Origin of the sequence: Fluviicola sp. (assembly GCF_030151805.1) — a bacterium.
In the GTDB taxonomy this organism is placed as follows: Bacteria; Bacteroidota; Bacteroidia; order Flavobacteriales_D; family Crocinitomicaceae; genus Fluviicola.
Map to the genome: position 1 here is coordinate 18,350 of NZ_JASLCN010000426.1, position 16,270 is coordinate 34,619.

Consider the following 16,270-nt stretch of genomic DNA (forward strand, 5'->3'; position numbering starts at 1 on the left):
AAAGATTCGGGACAAAAAAATAGAATAAAATATGGAAAATAACATTGTTGATTTAGAAAAGCATTTTCAGGATCGTGTAGATGCTGAACAACGCATTGAGCCGAAAGAATGGATGCCGGATGCTTACAGGAAGACTTTGATCAGACAGATTTCACAGCATGCACATTCTGAAATCGTAGGAATGTTGCCGGAACGAAACTGGCTGACACGTGCACCTTCTCTGAACCGGAAAGCAGTATTGCTTGCTAAAATTCAGGATGAAGCAGGACATGGATTGTATCTCTACAGCGCAGCTGAAACCTTGGGTGCGGCAAGAGAAGATTTGTTAGACGATTTACATTCCGGAAAGGCGAAGTATTCTTCGATTTTCAATTACCCGACATTGACTTGGGCAGATATGGGCGCAATCGGTTGGTTGGTAGACGGAGCTGCGATTTTGAACCAGGTTCCTTTGTGCAGAACATCCTACGGACCGTATGCGCGTGCAATGGTGCGTGTGTGTAAAGAAGAAAGCTTTCACCAGCGCCAGGGATACGAAATCATGATGGCTTTGTGCGCAGGAAGTGAAGATCAGAAACAAATGGCGCAGGATGCTTTGAACCGTTGGTGGTGGCCTACTTTGATGATGTTCGGCCCGAAAGATGAAGTGTCTTCCAACAGCGAAATGTCCATGAAATGGAAAATCAAACGTTTCTCCAATGACGAATTGCGTCAGCGCTTTGTGGATATGAGTATGCCGCAGGTAGAATACCTGGGATTGACGATTCCGGATCCGGATTTAAAATGGAACGCAGAAAGAGGTCATTACGATTTCGGTGAAATCAACTGGGACGAATTCTGGGAAGTAGTAAAAGGAAACGGACCATGTAATTACCAGCGATTGGAAACCCGTAAAAAAGCATACGAAGAAGGTGAATGGGTGCGTGAAGCAGCAATGGCTTACGCAGACAAACAACAGGAATTAAAAGAAAACAACCAGAACGTGGCTTAGTAAAAAGGTCAGTTCGAGTAATCCGGACAGAAACGAAAGTGTATTGTAAGGATGTATCGAGAACGACCCGGTAATAATTAGAAGAATAAAAGAGAATAGATGGAAAAGAATAAAAGAGATTGGCCTTTGTGGGAAGTATTCATTCGAAGCAAACAAGGTTTGGATCACAAACACGTAGGAAGTTTACATGCTTCGGATGCGCAAATGGCAGTTGAAAACGCACGTGACGTATACACGCGTCGCATGGAAGGAGTAAGCATCTGGGTCGTGGAATCTACAAATATCCATGCATCCAACCCGGATGAAGACGGAGCTTTGTATGAATCCGCAAAAAGCAAAATTTACAGACATCCTACATTTTATAACATTCCCGATAGTATCGGACACATGTAAACCGGAATATGGAAATAGAAAAAAATAACGTAGATCAGGCGCTTTTCCATACGGTGTTGTCGTTGGCAGATTCTACCTTGATTCTCAGTCACCGGCTTTCGGAATGGTGTGGTCACGGACCCATTATTGAACAAGATATCGCGATGAGTAACATCGCATTGGATTTGATCGGAGAAGCACGAAATTTCTACGATTACGCCGCGAAACTGGAAGGCGCAGGAAAAACCGAAGACGATTACGCTTATTTCCGCGAAAGCAAGGAATACAAAAATGCTTTGTTGTGCGAACAGCCGAATGGTGATTTCGCATACACGGTCGTTCGTCAGTTCTTGTTTGATTCCTGGCATGTTCATTTCCTGGAAGCATTAAAGAATAGCTCCGATGAAACATTGGCTGCCATTGCTGAAAAATCGTTCATGGAAGTGAGCTATCACATCAAATGGAGCTCCGAATGGATGATTCGTTTAGGAGACGGAACAGAAACAAGCAAACAGAAAATCGAAACTGCACTGAAAGTGATGTGGGGATTTGGTGGAGAATTGCTGGAAGCAACGGAAGATGAAAAAATTCTGATCGCAGCAGGAATCTTACCGGATTTCGAACCCCTGAAAGTATTGTGGATGAAACAGGTCGAAATGGTGCTCACACAGGCAACTTTAGAGGTTCCGGCGACCAGAAATACCATTCAAACAGGAGGTAAGACAGGAAGGCATTCCGAGCATTTGAGTTATTTATTGGCTGAAATGCAAAGTGTTCAAAGAGCCTATCCGGGATTAAAATGGTAAACATGACAACGCTCGATAAATCTGCAATTTGGAAAATCCTGGAACGCGTCTGCGATCCGGAAATCCCTGTGATTACGATCGCTGATTTGGGAGTGTTGCGCGATGTCATTGTCCATGAAAACGGGGAAGTCGAAGTGGTCATTACGCCAACGTATTCCGGTTGTCCGGCAATGAACATGATTGCGGTCGAAATTCGTTTGGCACTAAAAGCAGAAGGAATTGATCAGGTGAAAATCACCACGCAATTGAGTCCGGCATGGACCACCGACTGGTTTTCGGAAGAAGGAAAACAAAAACTAAAAGCATACGGTATAGCACCTCCTGTTAATTCCTCTCCGCACGTTTTACAACTTTTCGGACAGGAAACAGGAATTCAATGTCCGCAGTGCGGATCAACACACACACAATTACTCAGTCAGTTCGGTTCCACATCCTGTAAGGCCTTGTACCAATGCCAGGATTGCCGCGAACCGTTTGATTATTTTAAATGTCACAGATAGAATTTAATGGAAAACGCATATATCATTGATGGTGTGAGAACACCGATCGGAAATTTCGGAGGAACATTAGCAACCGTTCGCCCGGATGATTTAGCAACCCTGGTGATTCAGGAATTAATGAAAAGAAACCCGACGATCAATCCCGAAAAAATCTACGATGTAGTAATCGGATGTGCCAACCAGGCGGGAGAAGACAATCGAAACGTAGCACGCATGGCTTCCCTGATGGCCGGACTTCCATTGACTGTTCCGGGAGAAACCGTGAACCGCTTGTGTGCTTCCGGTTTGTCAGCTGCAATCAGCGCTGCAAGAGCCATTCAGGTTGGAGATGCAGATTTGATGATTGCCGGCGGAGTAGAAAATATGACTCGAGGACCTTGGGTGATTTCGAAAACAAGTTCCGCATTTGGTCGTGATGCTCAGATGTTTGATAGCAGTTTCGGCTGGCGTTTCATCAACCCGAAATTGAAAGAATTATACGGAGTGGATTCCATGGGAGAAACTGCGGAAAACGTCGCTGAAAAATACCAGATCAATCGCGAAGACCAGGATGCTTTCGGAATGCGCTCTCATTTAAAAGCAGCAAAATCCCAGAGCGAAGGTCGTTTCGACAAAGAAATTGTTCCGGTTTCCATTCCGCAAAAGAAAGGTGATCCGATCGTTTTCGGAAAAGATGAATTCATCAAACCGAATACAAACCTGGAAGTGTTGGCAAAATTGCGTCCGGCTTTCAATAAAGACGGAACGGTTACTGCCGGAAACGCAGCCGGATTGAACGACGGGGCAGCAGCTCTGTTATTGGCTTCCGAAAAAGCAGTGAAAGAATACAATCTGAAACCGTTGGCGCGCATCGTGTCGAGTGGTGCGGCAGGTGTTGAACCGCGAATCATGGGAATCGGGCCGGTTCCTGCATCGGAAATCGCTTTGAAAAAAGCAGGTTTGACGATGGACGATATGGACATCATCGAATTGAACGAAGCGTTTGCTGCACAAAGTCTGGCAGTTATCCGCGCATGGGGATTGAAAGACGATGACACGAGAATCAACCCGAATGGTGGAGCAATTGCCTTGGGACATCCGCTTGGAATGTCAGGAGCACGTATTTTGACAACAGCGGCAATGGAATTGCAATTACAGCAAAAACGCTATGCTTTGGTAACGATGTGCATCGGAGTGGGGCAAGGTTTTGCAGTAGTGATCGAACGAGCGTAAAATAACGGCGATACCTGCCTGGGTAAAAAAGAAGCGCTTTTAAGTTTTTTTGGAGCAATTCCGGATGAATTTTGAAAGAAAACACGTATATTAGAAGCAGTCATTTTTAATCAAATGGCTGCTTCTCTGTTTGTGGAGAACCTGATTGTAGAAACAAGAAACAACAGGCTTTGTGATATCTGCAAAGCGAAAAGCGAAACCGTTACCAATTCACTATTTTTAAGGGTACAACGAACAAACGATTATTAATTGTCTTTTTCGGTATGATTCAAAAAACGAGAGAAAACAGACCCAGATTGTCTCTGATTGAGAACGAGCGAAGTCCTTTGGTGGAGATTCCTACTGTATTTACATTTGATCATTGTGAGTTGACCTTATACGAAACGCTGGAAGAAGCACATAACATCGGTTTTCAGTTCGACTATCCGACCGTTGCCATCATGTTGAGCGGGAAAAAGACCATGCATGTCGAAGGAAAATCATTTGAATTTCTTCCCGGAGCAGTCTTTATTGTTTCACCGGATGTTCCCATGTTGATTGATCTTCCCGGGGCATCGATAGAGCATCCGACACTTTGCCTGACTTTGACCATCAACCGGAACGTGATTCTGAAACAAATCGAAATCCTGCTTAAAAACAACGGATCCAATCCGGCGGATAAGCAAATCGCTTATTTACAGGATCACAAAGATTTCTTACTGTTCGAGGAAAACGGTTTGTATCGCCTGGCGCAGCGTATTGCGGATCTGGCACAGGAGAAAAATCCGGATTACGAAAGCATTATGCAGATTGCAACCAGTGAGTTGATCATTCGCTTAAGCCGCACCAATTCCTGCGAATTACTATTGAAAAGCGCGAAAGTTCAGAGAGTTTCCGATAGTTTTTCCAAAGCAGTAAATTACATTCATACCAATTACGCCCTTCCGATCAGTATCGATAACTTGTGCTCTATCGCCTGCATGAGTAAAGCGGTCTTGTTCCGGAAATTCAAAACAGCTTTCGGTCTTACTCCGGTCGAATTCATCTTGAAAAAGAAGATTGATGCCGCCAAAGAATTGTTGGATTCGGAAGAATTCCAGAGCATCAAATACATTTCCATGAATTGCGGATTCAACAGTGAAAGTTACTTCAACCAAATTTTTAAACGACAAGTAGGCACCACGCCCCTGGCTTACAGAAACAGAATATAATATCCGGATGATAGCCCCGATCATCAACAAATAGTTTAATACGACAACCAAATGTTACACGAACAATTTAAAACGATCCGAGGGTATATCAGTAATCGGCAATTCGCAGAACTGGAACGATTTTCTTTTTCCGTTCCCCAAACCTTTAATTGGGTCAAAGAAGTCTTTGAAGACATTAACTGTGTGGAATTTCCGCAGAGAGAAGCGCTGATCTGGACAAATGGTTCAGAAGTGAAAACCTATACGTACGATAAACTGCGGAAAAGAACCAATCAATTGCTCAATTTTCTCCGAAAATACCACGTAGAAGCCGGAGAAGTCATCTTATCGCAAATGCCGCAGCTTCCGCCGATCTGGTTTACCATTCTGGCTTCCATCAAAGGCGGATATCGCTTGATTCCTGCTGCAACCATTCTGAGTGTAAACGACATTGTTTACCGTTTCGAAACCCTGATGCCCAAAGTAGTGATTGCCGATTTGGAAAATGCGGAAAAAATAGATGAAGCAGAAAAAATATCCGGGAAACAGGTTTCGCTGAAAATCCTGGTCGAAGGAACCAAAGAAGGCTGGATTTCGTACAGTGAAATCGAACAGGAAAGTGATGAAGCAAGCGCGGCGGAAACGCGCTCAAACGAAGCTTTATTTCTGTTTTTCACCTCCGGAACTACCGGAATGCCGAAAGTGGTGACACATACGCATGTTAGTTATCCGCTGGGACATCTCACAACAGCTTCCTGGATTGGTTTGAAACCGGGAGATGTTCACTACAATGTGTCACAACCCGGTTGGGCTAAATTCGCCTGGAGCAGCGTTTTTGCCCCGTGGAATATGGGAGCAACGATTTTTGCCTTCAATCAGCCGGGAAGATTCAACGCTGCACAACAGCTCGAACACATCGAAAAATTCAAAATCACGACTTTCTGTGCTCCGCCAACGGTGTTGCGCATGCTCATCCAGGAAGATCTGAAAGCATACAAACTCAGTCTGAAAGAATGCGTTGCTGCCGGAGAACCCCTGAATCCCGAAATCATTGATGTGTGGCAAAAAGGAACCGGCTTGCTGATCCGTGACGGTTACGGACAAACCGAAAGCACTTGTATTATCGGGAATTTGCCGGGAACTAAAGTCAAATTCGGAAGCATGGGAAAACCGACTTTCCTGTATGATGTCGTGATTGCAAACGAAACCGGAGAAATTTTACCGGTTCACGAAGAAGGAAATATTACGGTCAGAACCGATTCAGATACTTTAACCGGAATTTTCGATGAATACCTGGGAGATCCGGAAAAGAAAAAAGCCGTTTTCAAACACGATTTGTATTATACCGGAGACAAAGCCTACATGGATGAAGACGGATATTACTGGTTTGTAGGTCGTGATGATGATGTGATCAAATCCTCGGATTACCGCGTTGGTCCTTTTGAAGTGGAAAGTATTTTGCTGGAACACGATGCTGTGATCGAATCGGCGGTAGTTGGAAGCCCGCATCCGGTCAAGGGATTTGAGATCAAAGCCTTTGTTATTCTCGGGCCGGAATACCAATCCTCACAAGCACTTGCCGATGAGATTTTTCTTTTTTCAAGAGGAAAACTTGCTCCGTATAAAATGCCGCGAATCATTGAGTTTGTAACAGAGCTTCCGAAGACGATCAGCGGGAAAATCCGCCGGGTGGAATTAAGAGCTTTGGAAGCAGAAGCCAAATTGAAAAACAGAAAAAATGATTTCGAATTTGGTTATACGAAATGAACTAAAAGAATGTATGTTTGATCTCCATCACGAAAACATACTGCATAGTAACGGGTAATTATTCTGCGCTGCTCTGCGGTATCTGCGAAAAAAAACGGTTATATCGTCTATGTTTTAGGACAATACATTTCTAGCATAATCAATCAAAAATGTAACCACCTGTGTTTTAGATACTATTCTGATATAATCTACTACAATCGTGTTAGAATCCCGGAAACGTTCTCGCCTACATTTGTTTTTATGCTAACTATTAAAAAAACAAATATGGCAACCTATAAGTTTATGATTGACGGGAAATTGATTGATTCGGAGAAGTCATTCGAAGTTCGGAATCCTGCAACCGGAGAAGTGATCGGTTCAGTAGCTGTTTCGTCACCGGCTGATGTGGAAAATGCAGTGCAATCTGCGAAAAAAGCACAACGTTCCTGGGCTGCAAAAAGCGATGAAGAACGCAAGAAAACCCTCATGGATGTGGCGCAGGTATTGAACGACAATGCGCCTTACCTGGCGGAATGGATTACCAAAGAACAGGGAAAACCATTGGCAGGGCCGGGTTCATTGTTTGAAATGCAGGCTTGCGTGGGTTGGACTCAGGTTCCGGCTTCATTGGATCTTCCGGTTGAAGTAGTGTTTGAAGACGACACGCGAAGAGACGAATTACACCGGAAACCGCTTGGAGTAGTTGGAGCAATTACACCCTGGAACTGGCCTTTGATGATTGCGATCTGGCAAATTTCCCCTTCGTTGCGTGCAGGAAATACAGTCGTGTTGAAACCATCGGAATACACAACCATCGGAACGCTGGAAATGATCCGTTTGATGAATACGGTTCTTCCGGCCGGAGTCTTGAATGTTGTTACAGGTGACGGAAGTATCGGAGCCTTATTGATCGAAAACAAAGACGTGAACAAAATCATGTTTACGGGATCCACAAAAACAGGACGGAAGATTATTGATGCATCGAAAGGAAACATGGCGCGCTTGACCCTGGAATGCGGTGGAAATGATCCGGCGATCGTGTTACCGGGAACTGATGCTGCGAAGATCGCGGGAGATTTGTTCTGGGGAGCATTCATCAACATGGGGCAAACATGTGCCTGTGCGAAACGCTTGTATGTTCATGAAAACGATTACGAAGCAGTGATCGGCGCATTGGATGCAGTTTCAGCTCAAATGCCGATGGGGAACGGAATGGATGACGGAATTGTATTGGGTCCGATCCAAAACAAAATGCAATTTGATATCGTGAAAAGTTTGGTGGATGATGCAAAAGCAAACGGAGCGCGAATTGTTCGCGGTGGTGAACCATTGGGTGGAGAAGGATATTTCTATCCGATCACGTTGGTGGCAGATATCGACAACGGTACGCGTTTGGTGGATGAAGAGCAGTTTGGCCCGGTATTGCCGATCATCAAATACAAAACGATTGAAGAAGCGATTGAAAAAGCAAATGACAGTGATTCAGGTTTGGGAGCTTCCGTTTGGGGAACGGATTTGAATGAGGCAGCCCGTGTAGCGAAGCAAATTGTTTCAGGAACAGTTTGGATCAATCAGCACGGAGCAATTCACCCGATGGTGCCGTTTGGCGGAGCGAAAGATTCCGGTTACGGAGTCGAATTCGGAGTGGAAGGCTTGAAAGCAGTCACACAACCTCAGATTATCAGCATCAAAAAGTAATTCTCTTTTCTGTCAGTTCGAGTTCCGGAAATCCGGAATATCGAGAACGACAGGAAACAAGAATTAAACCCTCATTAAAACATAAAAACTGGCATTATGAATTACGATTATATCATTATTGGCTCCGGTTCCGCGGGAAGTGTGATCGCAGGCCGTTTAACGGAAAACCCGAATATTAATGTATTGTTACTGGAAGCCGGAAGTCCGGATAACGACCCGAATATCCATGCTCCGGCCGGCTGGCCCGCAATCTGGCAAAGCGAACGCGATTGGGTTTATATGACCGAACCACAGAAAAAGGCAGGAAATACACCGCGCTATTGGCCGCGTGGAAAAACATTGGGTGGAAGCAGTTCCATCAACGGAATGATCTATGTTCGCGGACATCATACAGATTACGATCATTGGGCATATTTGGGCTGCGACGGATGGGATTACAAAAGCATTCTTCCATACTTCAGGAAGTCTGAAAACTATGAAAAAGGCGAAAGCGAAACGCATGGAGTAGGCGGGCCGTTGCACGTTACAACGATTAAAACTCCCAATCCGATCTCAATCGTTTCATTGGCAGCATGCGAAGAAATCGGTTTGCCGCTTTCCGTTGATTGTAACACGGAAATCTGGGGAGCAGGTTTGTGCGAATTAACTGTTACACCGGAAGGCGAGCGTTGTTCCACGGCGAAAGCTTTTTTGGTTCCGGCGTTATCCCGCAAAAACCTCACGGTAATTACTAATGCGGCAGCTCAGAAACTAACCTTTGACGGAACAACCTGTACAGGAGTTGTCTACAAAAAAGACGGAGAGAATATAACCGTTAAAGCTTCCAAAGAAGTGATTCTTTCAGCGGGAACAATCGGTTCTGCGCAGTTGTTATTGCTTTCCGGAATCGGAGACGAAGCAGACTTGAATGCATTGGGAATTGAGGTGGTAAAACACCTTCCCGGAGTTGGTAAAAACCTGCACGATCATCTGCTGGTGAGTGTGATTTTTGAAGCAAAACAACAAATTCCGCCACCTCAGGCAAATTTACTGGAAGCACAATTGTTCTGGAAAAGCCGTCCGGATATGATCGTTCCGGATTTGCAACCCTTGTTCATGGGCTTGCCATATTATTCTCCAGGTTTCACCGGTCCTGAAAATGCTTTCACGTTATGCGCAGGATTGATTCGCCCGGTAAGTCGTGGAGAAATGAAACTGAAAACGACAGATGCCGCTGATGCGCCGTACATCGACCCGAACTATTTGGGAGATGATGCCGATTTGGATGCCTTGTATGAAGCCGTCGAATTATGCCGCAAATTGGGCTATACCGATGCCATGAAAGACTGGATGAAAGAAGAGGTTTATCCCGGAAAAGGGAAATCGAAAGAAGAAGTCATCGACTACATTCGCGCATCTTGCGGAACCTATCACCACATGGTCGGAACCTGTAAAATGGGAATTGATGCCATGGCGGTTGTTGATCCAAAGTTGAAGGTTCGCGGTGTGCAGGGATTACGTGTTGCAGACGCATCCGTCATGCCCGCCGTGACTTCCGGAAACACCAATGCTCCTGCAATTATGATCGGAGAAAAAGCTGCAGATATGATTCAGGCGGATTATTAAGAAAAAATAACAGCAATTGTAAAACTGTCCATGGAGTTGGGCAGTTTTTTTGCGTAAATATTCATTACTTGCAATACAGAAAATAGTTATCATGAGTTACTTTAATAAAGACATTGAAACCTTGCCTCTCGATAGACTCCGAAAACTGCAAAACGAACGATTGCAGCAGCAGTTGAAGAATGTGTATGCAAAAGTACCTTTCTACAAACAGCTGTTTGACGAAAAAGGATTGACTCCGGCAGATATCAAAGGTGTGGAAGATTTGTACAAACTGCCATTCACGAAAAAAAGCGCTTTGAGAGACAATTATCCTTTCGGACTTTTTACCGTTCCGGTTTCGGAAACGGCGCGTCTGCATTGTTCGAGCGGAACTACCGGAAAACCGATTGTGGTTGGTTATACAAAAAATGATCTTGAGATCTTTTCAGAAGTCATTGCCCGTTCGCTGACTGCGGCGGGCTGCACACCGGGAATGAAATTGCAGAATGCTTACGGTTACGGATTGTTTACCGGTGGTTTGGGCTTGCACTACGGAGCTGAAAAATTGGGAATGACCGTTATTCCGATTTCGGGCGGAGGAACAGAGAAACAAATCATGTTGCTTCAGGATTTCCAAAGTGAAGCGATTTGCTGTACGCCGTCGTATGCTTTGACCATTGCAGAAACAATCGAACGAAAAGGAATTGATCTGAAATCCATGAATCTGAAATATGCCATTTTGGGTGCAGAGCCCTGGACGGAAAGTGTACGCATGGAAGTGGAAGCAAAACTGGGAGTTACGGCAACAAATATCTACGGACTTTCCGAAATTATCGGACCGGGAGTTTCCCAGGAAGATTTTGAAGAAAAAGGAACCGGAAGTTACATCTGGGAAGACCATTTCTATCCGGAAATCGTGGATAAAGATACCGGAGAACCGCTTCCGGAAGGAGAAAACGGCGTGTTGGTATTCACAACCCTGACAAAAGAAGCCATGCCGATGATCCGTTACTGGACAAACGACATCACAAGTTTGTATTACGACAAAAGCTCCAAGCGAACACATGTTAAAATGGGACAAATTCTTGGTCGATCAGACGATATGCTGATTATCCGCGGCGTGAATTTGTTTCATACGCAAGTAGAATCCGTGTTGGAAAATTTCGGGGAATTCAGCGCAAATTACCAATTGATCGTAAGAAGATCCGGAACGATGGATGAGGTGGAAGTGAATATTGAAATCAACCACGATTTGTTTGAAGGTTTGAAACGCGAAGCGTCATTAAACGATGAAGAAGTGTTGCAGCACGATAAAATTCAGTATGCACACAAAGGATTGGGAAAGAAAATCAAAGACGATATCGGTTTGTCGATGAAAATTCACCTGGCTTGTCCCGGAACCATTCCGCGCAGTGAAGGCGGGAAGTTGAACCGTATTTTGGATTTAAGAGAAAAATAAAATGACACCACAGGAAGTTTATGACATCATGATCGAACGCGACCGGTTTAGCAAATGGCTGGGATTGGAGTTTGATGAAATCCGGGAAGGATATTGCAGACTGCATTACACGGTTAGAGAAGAAATGCTGAACGGTTTTGAACGGATTCACGGCGGCGTGCTGTTTTCCGCATCCGATTCGGCCTTTGCATTTGCCTGCAATTCCCATGGGATTATTACCGTTGCGCTGGATGTTTCCATCACGTTTACCAATCCTGCAAAAGCCGGAGATGTACTTTACGTAGAAGCGGAAGAACTGCATCTGGGTAACAAAACCGGACTTTACGACATTCGCACAACGAACGAAGAAGGAAAACTGGTCTGTTTATTCAAAGGAACGGCCTACAGAACCGGGAAAGAAGTACAATAATTGTTGATGCAAATCAGGGGATAATCAGAAGATTCGGAATGATCCGAAGCTTTTTGTGTTATCAAAGGAAATATCAAATTCGACATTCGTAATTCGGCATTATTTATTCAGTTTCCCCAACGTCAGCTCAAACATCAATTTATAAGAATACGCAGCCGTTTTTACTCCATGCCCCACATCACCGGTCAAACCGTTTCGCGCCTCATTGGGAGTATTGAAATCAACCGTATAATCCGTTGTCTTCGGAAGTGAAAACCCGAATTCAAACGCGAGTGCGATGCGTTTCCCGCTCTTCAGTGTATAACTTCCTCCCACAGAAGTAACCAATCGGTCGTATTGCGAAGACCGGATATTCTGTCGTGAAAAATTGTATACCGGGTTTTTGTTGTAATTGAAATCCGTGTGTGCACCACATTGTAAAGCAAGCCGTTCGGCAGCCTGGAAATCGAGTCCGAAACCAACATTGGTCACAGGTTTGTATTCTTCACCGTAAGAAAGGAAAGTCTGGTTTCCAAAAATCGTTGTGATCAGCGAATCATTGATGATTTCGGGATAATGTTGCGTTTCATCCCGGTCGTTGTGAATCAGGTAATACTTCTGTCTGAAAAACGTTTCTGCGGTTACATATAACCAGCATTTCGGAGTAATTTGCGCGCTAATCCCCAAGCTGATGGAAGTCGTTCCCCGATGTTTTACTTTGCTTTTCTTTGCTTGTGAAATAACTGCAAAATCAATCGGCAGTACATCGGTCATGTTCAAGGTGGAGAATTCCCGGTAGAAATTCCCTTTCCCGATGATATTAATCGAAGGAAGCACAGCGGTTAAACCCAGACGGAATTTCGGATAGTGAATTAAGACGGAAGGCTTGAAAATTGCTTTGATATCCCAGTAATTGAACGACATGGTGGAAGACAAACGCGTGATTTCCGAAGAAGAAGTGTCCGGAGGAAGCACGGTAAAGGAATAATCATTGTAATACTTCGTATTCTTGTAGATTCCCATGTGCGAAACCCCAAAAGCCAAATGCGGATTGGCTTCGTAAGACACACTCAGTCCCGACCAGTATTCGCTGTTGTGAATTTCATAGGCAAAAGAAGAAACAAAACTTTCATCTCCGGGAAGATTGGTGACATCGTATTGATTGGCATAAAACAAATCCAGTTTGTTGTTGTAGACGCCCTTGGACATGACATTATAGCCGATGCGCCATTTAGGATGCTTCTTGATCACAAGAATCCCGGCCATCATGTTGGGGATCGTTGCAAAATCAGAGCTTTCCAGATCCTGATTCGGTCCAAGCGCATTTTTCTGCTTGAAAGTCCGGTATTGATAAGCATTGATCGAGAAAGACAAACTGGGGTTTTCGAGCAGACACATGGCTGCAGCGTTGTAATATCCCATCGAATGATCATCCAGACCCGCAGTAACAGCTCCTCCCAATGCAGTTGCCTTGATTCCGAACTGATCGGTCCAGTAATGATAATCCTGGCCAAACGAAATGGAGCTGATGATACAAATCAGCAGCAGTGAGAGTCTGCATGTTGCTTTCATGTTTCGAAGTTATAAATTATCTTCATTTGAGCTAACTGTCAAATTGACAGAATAATGAGTTCGGACTAGTTGTTGATGAAACGAGGTGTGAATCAGATGAAACATTTTTCAGGAAGGTCTGCGGAAGCCCTTATCTACCCCTTGCTTTTGGTGCTTGTTTGCTGGACTATCTGGCTCCTCGAACGAACGACCGGAGGCACCGATTTGATCGAATGGGGAATCCGTCCGAGACATTGGAGCAGTTGGAAAGGACTCTTCTTTATGCCATTATTACATGATCCGGGTAATGTGAAGCATATTTTGAATAATTCACTTCCGACCTATTTACTACTCGCTGCAGTGATTTATTATTACCGTGAAATCGCTTTGCGGGTTTTCCTCATTTCCTGGCTCGGAACGGGATTAATTGTGTGGTGGGTAGCTCAGGATAACGGAGCATATCATATCGGGATGAGTGGTGTGATCTATGCCTTGTTCGGATTCCTGTTCATTTCCGGATTTTTCAGAAGAATCAGAGCGCTCCAGGGGCTTTCATTGGCCGTTATTTTTGTCTATGGAAGTATGATCTGGGGGATTTTCCCGACGGAACCTTCCATTTCCTGGGAAGGACATTTCGGAGGTTTTGCCGTAGGAGTTTGTTTAGCCGTTGCGTACCGGAAACATGGCCCGGTTCGACCGAAATACCAATATGAGATTGAAAAAGAAATGGGAATCGAACCACCGGATTTGGAAGGAATGTGGAGACAAAACCAGGAGGAAATTGCTTACAGACAGTATTTGGAACAGTTATACCGCGATCAGGCAAATCAATACGGACCGCAACCTCCAGTGCAAATTATTTATCACATCAACCCTTCGAAGAAATCGGAAGAGGCAGAAAAACCTCCGGGCGATACTGAAAAATAATCACTCCCGTTCCGCTGATGAGGTGATCCCACGATTCAAATGGAAACGTCAAAGAGATCATTTCCGAAGTCCGCAAATGAATAGATTCTCCGGAAAGGTAGCTGGCAAGTTGCGAAATCCCTTCGTTGTGCCCGATAATGGTAACAGTTGGATTGTCTTTCCCCATGCTTTCAATCACGTCAAGAATTTGCCCATGGGAACAGAGATACAATTTTTTACTCAGCTCAAAATGACATTGTTCAACCAGATGCTGACAAATAACAGATCTTGTTTGTTGCGTCCGGACAGCGCTGGAACAGATAATTTTTCCAAGTGTAATGTGATGCGTTTGAAGATAATTACCAAGAACGTTTGCCTGAGATACACCTTTGTCGAGTAAGGCGCGATCAAAATCATCACCGGAAGGTGAGACCTGATTGGTCTTTGCATGCCGAATAAGGTGTAATGTTAACATTTTTACGTAATTTCCAACCAATGGTAAAGATATGACGTTATGAATAAAAAACAAGCTTGAAGTTTCAACATTTTATGTTGGTTAGTGAATAATTTGAACCCGGGTAAATGCAAGTAACCAAACAAATATTATTGGGATCTGCAGAGAATGATAGACGCTCCCAAAAGCTGCTCTACGAGTATTGCTACAGGCAGTTTATTCGTCTGTGTCTGAGATATTATACCAATCATGAAGATGCCAGGTATGCATTGAATAACGGGTTCTTGAAAATTGTGAACGGCTTGCAGAATGTGGATCTGGATGAACTGAATTTCCCGGCCTGGGCAAAGCGGATTATTGTAAATACCCTGATTGATGAGTATCGGAAGAACAAAAATCACAATCAGGTCATTGTGGCGAAAGAAACAGAACGAGAGCTGGCATTTTCGGCTGAAAAAGTTGAAAATGAAGGCGCGCAGGAACTGAGTTACCAGGAGGTACTTGATTTATTAAAAACCATCCCACCGATTTCAGCTCATGTGTTTACGCTGTATATCATTGACGGGTATAGCCATAAAGAAATTGGCGACCTGCTTGAAATTACGGAAGGAACATCGAAATGGCATCTTTCGACCGCTAGAAAATTATTAAGAGAACGGCTTGAAATGATGGAAAACAGACATGAAAAACGCTTTGTGATATGAAATATTCAAATCGACATATTAGCGACGACGAACTGGATCAATTGTTCAGAGATGCACATGCTGCCGAAGGACAGGAGCCGCTTTTCGTTCCGGAATTCTGGTCGGAGATGGAAGCAATGCTGCCTGAAGAAAGGAAAAGAGGCGCATTTATTCCCTGGATTTCTGTTGCAGCGACTTTGTTGTTGGTTCTTGGTTTGATTTTTTATCCAACCGGAAAACCCAGAATTTCTAATCTGAATACTACGAAGCGAACTGTTTTAGCAGAAGATCATCCGAAAAACAACCAAAATACACCAGATCATACATCCGGAATCACACTACCTGAACCAGTGCAGGAAAACACGAACACAACTTCAGCTGTGGAGTCTTCTTTGCCGGTAAACAGAAACAGAATTAACACAAGAACAAGAATACGTAACGGAAACGGAGCAGGTCAGACACCTCAAAACGGGAATCTGACTAACAGACAAAATCGAATCGTAGAAATAGAAAAAGAAGTGCCTGTTAAAGCGGAATCTTTGGTAAATAATCCGGTATCTCCGGAGGTAAATCCAATTGATCCGACCAGTGAAGAAGATACTGCTTTCGAGCCATTGGGAACAAAAGAATTCATAGCAGGAAACAACAAAGACATCGACCCGATTCAGAAAAAGAAAGGTGGTCGGGATGACAATTCCTGGTATGTGGAATTGGGACCAACAATCGGCCAATCTCCTTACTTATCCCCGGA

General features: G+C 44.2%; 16 protein-coding genes. 14 read left to right on the forward strand and 2 right to left on the reverse strand.

Annotated elements, in window-relative coordinates; genetic code table 11:
* Positions 1 to 31: 31 nt before the first annotated feature.
* From paaA to paaI, 11 genes are all read left to right on the forward strand, one after another.
* Positions 32 to 991 (forward strand): 1,2-phenylacetyl-CoA epoxidase subunit PaaA, encoded by a 960-nt coding sequence (gene paaA, locus Q1V93_RS16205; RefSeq protein ID WP_300666089.1) that lies wholly within the window; start codon positions 32 to 34, stop codon positions 989 to 991.
* 99 nt (positions 992 to 1,090) lie between these two features.
* Complete coding sequence (gene paaB / locus Q1V93_RS16210) at positions 1,091 to 1,384, forward strand: 1,2-phenylacetyl-CoA epoxidase subunit PaaB (protein WP_300666090.1); 294 nt, start codon at positions 1,091 to 1,093, stop codon at positions 1,382 to 1,384.
* An 8-nt stretch (positions 1,385 to 1,392) separates the two neighbouring features.
* Positions 1,393 to 2,169, forward strand: a complete 777-nt coding sequence (gene paaC, locus Q1V93_RS16215) for a 1,2-phenylacetyl-CoA epoxidase subunit PaaC (RefSeq protein WP_300666091.1) — start codon at positions 1,393 to 1,395, stop codon at positions 2,167 to 2,169.
* Between the two features lie 2 nt (positions 2,170 to 2,171).
* Positions 2,172 to 2,669, forward strand: coding sequence for a 1,2-phenylacetyl-CoA epoxidase subunit PaaD (gene paaD, locus Q1V93_RS16220; protein WP_300666093.1), 498 nt, complete (start codon positions 2,172 to 2,174; stop codon positions 2,667 to 2,669).
* 6 nt (positions 2,670 to 2,675) lie between these two features.
* Positions 2,676 to 3,881 (forward strand): 3-oxoadipyl-CoA thiolase, encoded by a 1,206-nt coding sequence (gene pcaF, locus Q1V93_RS16225; protein ID WP_300666095.1) that lies wholly within the window; start codon positions 2,676 to 2,678, stop codon positions 3,879 to 3,881.
* 263 nt (positions 3,882 to 4,144) lie between these two features.
* Positions 4,145 to 5,071 (forward strand): AraC family transcriptional regulator, encoded by a 927-nt coding sequence (locus Q1V93_RS16230; RefSeq protein WP_300666097.1) that lies wholly within the window; start codon positions 4,145 to 4,147, stop codon positions 5,069 to 5,071.
* Between the two features lie 51 nt (positions 5,072 to 5,122).
* Positions 5,123 to 6,817 (forward strand): AMP-binding protein, encoded by a 1,695-nt coding sequence (locus tag Q1V93_RS16235; protein ID WP_300666098.1) that lies wholly within the window; start codon positions 5,123 to 5,125, stop codon positions 6,815 to 6,817.
* Between the two features lie 264 nt (positions 6,818 to 7,081).
* Positions 7,082 to 8,494 carry an aldehyde dehydrogenase family protein gene (locus tag Q1V93_RS16240; RefSeq protein WP_300666100.1) on the forward strand — a complete coding sequence of 471 codons (1,413 nt, stop codon included), beginning with the start codon at positions 7,082 to 7,084 and terminating at the stop codon, positions 8,492 to 8,494.
* A 96-nt stretch (positions 8,495 to 8,590) separates the two neighbouring features.
* A complete protein-coding gene (locus Q1V93_RS16245; protein WP_300666101.1) occupies positions 8,591 to 10,099 on the forward strand; it encodes a GMC family oxidoreductase N-terminal domain-containing protein in 1,509 nt (502 codons plus the stop codon).
* 91 nt (positions 10,100 to 10,190) lie between these two features.
* Positions 10,191 to 11,537 (forward strand): AMP-binding protein, encoded by a 1,347-nt coding sequence (locus Q1V93_RS16250; protein WP_300666102.1) that lies wholly within the window; start codon positions 10,191 to 10,193, stop codon positions 11,535 to 11,537.
* Between the two features lies 1 nt (position 11,538).
* Entirely contained in the window at positions 11,539 to 11,946 is a 408-nt protein-coding gene (gene paaI / locus Q1V93_RS16255; protein WP_300666103.1) for a hydroxyphenylacetyl-CoA thioesterase PaaI, read from the forward strand.
* A 99-nt stretch (positions 11,947 to 12,045) separates the two neighbouring features.
* On the opposite strand, the gene Q1V93_RS16260 is transcribed toward paaI, so the two are convergent.
* Positions 12,046 to 13,497, reverse strand: coding sequence for a hypothetical protein (locus Q1V93_RS16260; RefSeq protein WP_300666104.1), 1,452 nt, complete (start codon positions 13,495 to 13,497; stop codon positions 12,046 to 12,048).
* A 96-nt stretch (positions 13,498 to 13,593) separates the two neighbouring features.
* On the opposite strand from Q1V93_RS16260, the gene Q1V93_RS16265 reads away from it, so the two are divergent.
* Positions 13,594 to 14,403, forward strand: a complete 810-nt coding sequence (locus tag Q1V93_RS16265; RefSeq protein ID WP_300666105.1) for a rhomboid family intramembrane serine protease — start codon at positions 13,594 to 13,596, stop codon at positions 14,401 to 14,403.
* Here Q1V93_RS16265 and Q1V93_RS16270 read toward each other — a convergent pair.
* Positions 14,345 to 14,857, reverse strand: a complete 513-nt coding sequence (locus Q1V93_RS16270; protein ID WP_300666107.1) for a histidine phosphatase family protein — start codon at positions 14,855 to 14,857, stop codon at positions 14,345 to 14,347. The two genes, Q1V93_RS16265 and Q1V93_RS16270, sit on opposite strands and share 59 nt — an antisense overlap.
* A 107-nt stretch (positions 14,858 to 14,964) precedes the next feature.
* On the opposite strand from Q1V93_RS16270, the gene Q1V93_RS16275 reads away from it, so the two are divergent.
* Together Q1V93_RS16275 and Q1V93_RS16280 are read left to right on the forward strand one after the other, a co-directional pair.
* Positions 14,965 to 15,540 carry an RNA polymerase sigma factor gene (locus tag Q1V93_RS16275; protein ID WP_300666108.1) on the forward strand — a complete coding sequence of 192 codons (576 nt, stop codon included), beginning with the start codon at positions 14,965 to 14,967 and terminating at the stop codon, positions 15,538 to 15,540.
* Positions 15,537 to 16,270 (forward strand): hypothetical protein (locus Q1V93_RS16280; protein ID WP_300666110.1); only part of this gene is annotated, 734 nt, incomplete at its 3' end. The genes Q1V93_RS16275 and Q1V93_RS16280, both read left to right, overlap by 4 nt.

Bases quoted from the DNA above. Each gene is read 5' to 3' on its own strand.
- Q1V93_RS16260 (WP_300666104.1), bottom strand. From the start codon at position 13,497: ATGAAAGCAACATGCAGACTCTCACTGCTGCTGATTTGTATCATCAGC.
- paaI (WP_300666103.1), top strand. From the start codon at position 11,539: ATGACACCACAGGAAGTTTATGACATCATGATCGAACGCGACCGGTTT.
- Q1V93_RS16230 (WP_300666097.1), top strand. From the start codon at position 4,145: ATGATTCAAAAAACGAGAGAAAACAGACCCAGATTGTCTCTGATTGAG.
- paaD (WP_300666093.1), top strand. From the start codon at position 2,172: ATGACAACGCTCGATAAATCTGCAATTTGGAAAATCCTGGAACGCGTC.
- Q1V93_RS16235 (WP_300666098.1), top strand. From the start codon at position 5,123: ATGTTACACGAACAATTTAAAACGATCCGAGGGTATATCAGTAATCGG.
- Q1V93_RS16275 (WP_300666108.1), top strand. From the start codon at position 14,965: ATGCAAGTAACCAAACAAATATTATTGGGATCTGCAGAGAATGATAGA.
- Q1V93_RS16245 (WP_300666101.1), top strand. From the start codon at position 8,591: ATGAATTACGATTATATCATTATTGGCTCCGGTTCCGCGGGAAGTGTG.
- Q1V93_RS16270 (WP_300666107.1), bottom strand. From the start codon at position 14,857: ATGTTAACATTACACCTTATTCGGCATGCAAAGACCAATCAGGTCTCA.
- paaA (WP_300666089.1), top strand. From the start codon at position 32: ATGGAAAATAACATTGTTGATTTAGAAAAGCATTTTCAGGATCGTGTA.
- pcaF (WP_300666095.1), top strand. From the start codon at position 2,676: ATGGAAAACGCATATATCATTGATGGTGTGAGAACACCGATCGGAAAT.
- Q1V93_RS16240 (WP_300666100.1), top strand. From the start codon at position 7,082: ATGGCAACCTATAAGTTTATGATTGACGGGAAATTGATTGATTCGGAG.
- Q1V93_RS16265 (WP_300666105.1), top strand. From the start codon at position 13,594: ATGAAACATTTTTCAGGAAGGTCTGCGGAAGCCCTTATCTACCCCTTG.
- paaC (WP_300666091.1), top strand. From the start codon at position 1,393: ATGGAAATAGAAAAAAATAACGTAGATCAGGCGCTTTTCCATACGGTG.
- paaB (WP_300666090.1), top strand. From the start codon at position 1,091: ATGGAAAAGAATAAAAGAGATTGGCCTTTGTGGGAAGTATTCATTCGA.
- Q1V93_RS16250 (WP_300666102.1), top strand. From the start codon at position 10,191: ATGAGTTACTTTAATAAAGACATTGAAACCTTGCCTCTCGATAGACTC.